Genomic DNA, 5,093 nt, shown 5'->3' on the forward strand with positions numbered 1-5,093 from the left:
CACAAACCTACAATATAGACTAATAAAATATGATATGAGGGATTTCGCTTATGCTTATCTTATGTTTTTAGCTAGTACTTTGACCCTAATTAGTACTTTAACCCTAATTTTCAGAGAAGTACGTTAAATACGATTGAATCTTTAATTAATAAAATATCACCTTATATTATTCCGGAGTAAGAGGAGAAGCAAAAAATCTAAAGCATTTATTGAAGCCCTTACACAGGTAGACCCACTATGTCGCTCAGAAGACTACCAACAGCAATAATAATTTGATCTAAAATAGCTCTTATTAATCCGCTAAATATAGTATATAAGTTTGATCATGTATAATCAATAAACTCTGATATTATTTTGACTTTTTAGATGTTATTAATACCTCTTGAATAGATAAAGTAATATTAAAATAAATACTGACAATACCTTATAGATATATAAAAGTAGATATCATGAAGAGGTAGATATCATGAAGAGTAGATATCATGAATAATAGTGATGCTTTTTCACTGAGTTAGGAAACAATACAATAAAAATAGAGGATTTTTGTGAACATCATGATTCTCCGAGAGACTAGATTTATTAGCAGTTTCATTACAAAGTACTATTTTAGGAAGGTCCAGGAATTACAAGGTTCCTAGTAGTTGTTCAAAGACTAAAATTAAGATCCACAAAAAAAATTAAAGACTCAGTATAGGCTATAAAATGACTTACTCTAACAGATGAATCATTAGAAATTATAGATTGTATTGTGAACTTTACAAAGAGTAGCAGTATGAATCAGAACCAAAGCAACACTTCTAAAACATTATTGAAAGTGCAATTTAACCAACAAAATTTCCTCTCTCCTAACTTTCTACATAGCTAGAAAAAACACCCCCCTTTATTTAAAGATAGTAACTGTGGATCTTTGGATTATAGAAAACCAGTACCTAATAATTTACTCATAGCTTTGGATGAGTCATAACCTCTTTACAAAGGTAGAGATTTTACTTTTCAAATAGTTAAGAATATGAAGAAAAAGTTACCTCATCTATTACAAACAAAGCCGTTAGAGTTCTTTATTTATGCTGCTAGGTAGGTTTGTTTTTATGAACAAAAAGGAGATGGAGGAAAATTCCCTCCCTTCTTTTAACATTAGCACTTACTTTTAAATTAACTTTAGGAAATAAATTTGGTTAAAATCAACAACCTTTTTCTGTATCAGAAAAGTTGATCTTTACCACATATTAGATGCTCTCTTGAAAGAATGAAAAATTAGGGGAAGGGGGGCTTGTTAATGTAATCTCACTCCTGAATGTGTGTTACCTCTAGATTAAGTTTGCTCTGCCGATATAAAGAAAGGTATTTTACACCGACTAATTTTTGTGATATTTGCACTTTTACTGTAAAATTGGTGTTTGGAGAGATAAGGTGCAAAGTTTTTTCTGAATGAAGAAGATAATATGATAAGTTGTGTACTTTTCTTGGAACATAAATTTATTTTTCACAATGTATTGATATCAAATCAACCTTCAGTTACGCTTTAACAACTTCACTATTCCATATGATCAACTGCTCCTTGCCCAATCTATGAAACTAAAGAAAGAAAAACACCATGAGTAAAAAGAACATTTTTTACGCCCAGTCTGGTGGTTCCACAGCAGTCATTAATGCTACAGCCTGTGGTGTCATTCAAACTGCTGCAAAATATACTTCACAAATTAATAAAGTACTAGCTGGACGAAATGGAATTATTGGCGCACTTAAGGAAGAGCTCATTGATACTAGCTTAGAATCCCCTGAAAATATTGCTGCTCTCCTCCACACACCTTCCAGCGCTTTTGGTTCCTGCCGCTACAAGCTCACAGAGATCAACAAAGACCGACGCCAATATGAACGCTTAATTGAAGTTTTTAAAGCTCACGATATCGGTTACATGTTTTACAATGGTGGTGGAGATTCGCAAGATACTACCTATAAAATTTCGCAAATGAGTCAATTGATGGATTACCACTTGATCTGCATTGGCTTACCAAAAACAATTGATAACGATTTACCTTTTACGGACAATTCTCCCGGCTTTGGATCAGCAGCTAAATATGTAGCAGTTTCCACACAAGAAGCTGCTTTAGATATAAAAGGTATGGCAGCAACTTCTACCAAGGTTTTTATTTTAGAAGTTATGGGACGACATGCTGGTTGGATCGCCACTACTGCCGCATTAAGCCAAGAATCTCCTAATGAAGCTCCACATATAATTTTATTTCCTGAAATTCCTTTAAAAATCAAAGTATTTCTTACAAAAGTTAAAGAAGTAATTCATAATCATGGCTATTGTGTGATAGTAGCTTCTGAAGGAATTCGTGATCCAAATGGTCGACTGATTACAGTATCAGGATTCCAGGATCCTTTTGGTCATGAACAATTAGGGGGTGTTGCGCCTATTTTAGCTCGTCTGATTAAAAAACACCTTGGATTTAAATCTCATTGGGCGGTTTCTGATTATCTTCAACGTGCAGCCCGACATATCGCTTCACAAACAGACCTAGATCAAGCTTATGCGCTTGGAAAATCTGCTGTTGAATATGCCCTCGCAGGACAATCTGATATAATGCTTACTATTCAACGTGAAGACAGCCCGCATTATCAATGGCATGTAGGAACAACGCTTATTTCTCAAGTGGCCAATGTAGAACACAAATTGCCTCGAAATTTTATTTCTAATGACGGTTTCGGAATAACCAAACTTTGTCGTCGCTATCTAGAGCCGCTCATTCAAGGAGAAAGTTATCCGCCCTATAAAAATGGGATTCCTGTTTACGTGAAATTAAAAAATCAACTGGTTGAGAAAAAATTAAAAAAAACTTTTACATTATAAATTGTTTCTAACTATTAGATATCAGACTTTTTTTAAGTTAATAACTACTAGATATTTAAATTTATGTTTGTTCATTAGAATTTCCCAAAGCCTGGCATATTTAAGAGGGTAGTTTAAATTATTTATTTCACTAAAAAAATATCGGCATATACTTTTAAAATTGCCAAAATTTATATATTTTCCAAAGCTCCTATCTGATTTCCTTGTTGTAAGTAGATATCGATACCCCATAGTTGAAAATAATTAATAGTTGAAAATAATTAATATGATCATAATTTTTAACACAACACACCCTAGGAACCAGGAATACCCTATTATATGTAAAATGTAACTCTAGTTTTAAAGTGATCCTTATAGGGAGTCTGAAAAATTCAAATAGGCTTATTAGGATTACTCACCATCCTTTTTCTATTGAAAAAAAACAGCTATCAAAATAAAGAAATCTATAAACATTAAGCTCATATATTTTATTAATTTTTTCATTTTTAAAAATTCTATTTTAAAATTTCTTATGAGCCTCATTTGGGAAAAACATGAAGATTAACAGACTTGTTTTAACCCTTTTAGAGTAGGGCTCAACTTGCTACTATACATTCTTACTATTCAATTTACACAGTTAATTAGCAAATCACTCTTAAGTCATAGGGAAATTTAGCTACTAAATTTTCATCAAACTCTACTTAAATTTAGCCCATCTTTCACATCGAGATAGTCTTTTCAAAATAATAATTTTGAGAAGAAGACTGTATCAGTTTCAAAAATATGTATGACGTATAATTTTTTAAATGTCAAAATTATTAATCGCTATTTCAAAATCTAAACAAGGTGAGATAGTAATCAGAGCAACATTCGTTGCTCCATGAGCTTCCTTGCGTATATAATAAGTATTTGTAAAAAAATCGACTTTCCTATGATTGGGATTAGCCCTGAGCCCCTTCGCCGTCACGCAGTTTTATAAATAGTCTAATAATAATCAATCAATTGCTTTCTAATTAAGGTCTCTTAATTATGAATAATGTTAAACAGCTTGCCTACGACTCAGCGCCTTGTAATATGTATATTTCATAAAATAATTCAAAACCTTTCTTTTAATGCCGCTGGAATGAGTAGGTTCAAGCTAAAATTAAAAGAAATAAGGCTTCCACAATTCCCTGTTTCTATAAATATGTTGTTTTTTAATAAGCCTTAAACGGTCATGAAAATGACAGAGGACATGAGGATTATCAGCATACTAGTAGTATCAGGCAATTTTTAAATAATTTAGGCTTAAGCACGTAATTAAAATAATTTTCTGTCAGTATATAATATTTTCGGAAAGAAATTCTTTTTCTACTAGCTTATAAAACGTTTTATCTTTATTTTTAAAATTTGTTTAACCTAACACTATTACTTCTTTTCTACTAGCTTCCTTTAATTAATTACAAACGGGACTGTTAAAAATTATTTCTTTAATATCCACAAGGGGTCATATCAATAACCACAATCCTAGATATTAGAAAGAAGTAGTTTTATAAAAAAAACTACCAGATATATCTTTAATTTACAAGGAAAAAGTTTCTTCCACTAAAGATATAAGCCACTCAGTGATTTTTGTTAAATAAGAAGCCACTCGACCAGGGGAGAATTCATGATTATTTAACGTCTTATCTCTCAATCTATAATCTTTATAGATTGTAAGTTGACAAAATTACCTCTTTAAAAATATATAAAATTTTTGCGTTGGTAAGTTTTATGATATATTAGAAGTTTATAATAGCTAATAACACATGTCGCACATGTCGCACAATATCTTCAAGACGGATTAAAAATCTTGACAATATGTAGTAATGTATAGCACCAATTTTAAATTGCTCATGCATAGGGAAAAGGTTTAACTTCATTAATCTTGATTTCATTTTCAGTTAATATCAAATCTATATTTGGCTAATTTACTAAAATACTTCTTTCCTAAGGTATTATTTTAAGTTCTAAATCATGATCAACCGCTTTTTTAAAAGAAAAAGACTAATAAATCTACCTGACCCAGCAGTAATTATAGGTATTTTAAAGGAATTTAAGAATATAAAAACCAATATTCACAACCCATGCTATACTTACTCTGCCCTATTTTACATTCCTTAAGAATCGCTTATGTTAACAGTAAATGGGTTCTGAAGTTGAAATCGACCATTATTCACTCTTAAATATTAGTTCAGAGTAACACACTTGAAATATTATGGCGTGGTAACAAATAACT

The 5,093-nt window shown here is 31.3% G+C and carries 2 protein-coding genes; one reads left to right on the top strand and one right to left on the bottom strand.

Annotation, left to right across the window (positions count from 1 at the left end; all coding sequences use genetic code 11):
* The first annotated feature begins 1,594 nt into the window (after positions 1 to 1,594).
* Entirely contained in the window at positions 1,595 to 2,857 is a 1,263-nt protein-coding gene (locus CLERM_RS03335) for a 6-phosphofructokinase (RefSeq protein WP_102157173.1), read from the top strand.
* 1,739 nt (positions 2,858 to 4,596) lie between these two features.
* Here CLERM_RS03335 and CLERM_RS03965 read toward each other — a convergent pair.
* Entirely contained in the window at positions 4,597 to 4,737 is a 141-nt protein-coding gene (locus CLERM_RS03965) for a hypothetical protein (RefSeq protein ID WP_157939809.1), read from the bottom strand.
* Positions 4,738 to 5,093: the final 356 nt, after the last annotated feature.

The sequence above is a fragment of the Coxiella-like endosymbiont genome, assembly GCF_002871095.1.
GTDB lineage: Bacteria > Pseudomonadota > Gammaproteobacteria > Coxiellales > Coxiellaceae > Coxiella.

What these genes read in the sequence shown, in the direction of transcription:
- CLERM_RS03965 (WP_157939809.1), bottom strand. Translation starts at nt 4,737, where the DNA reads ATGAAGTTAAACCTTTTCCCTATGCATGAGCAATTTAAAATTGGTGCT.
- CLERM_RS03335 (WP_102157173.1), top strand. Translation starts at nt 1,595, where the DNA reads ATGAGTAAAAAGAACATTTTTTACGCCCAGTCTGGTGGTTCCACAGCA.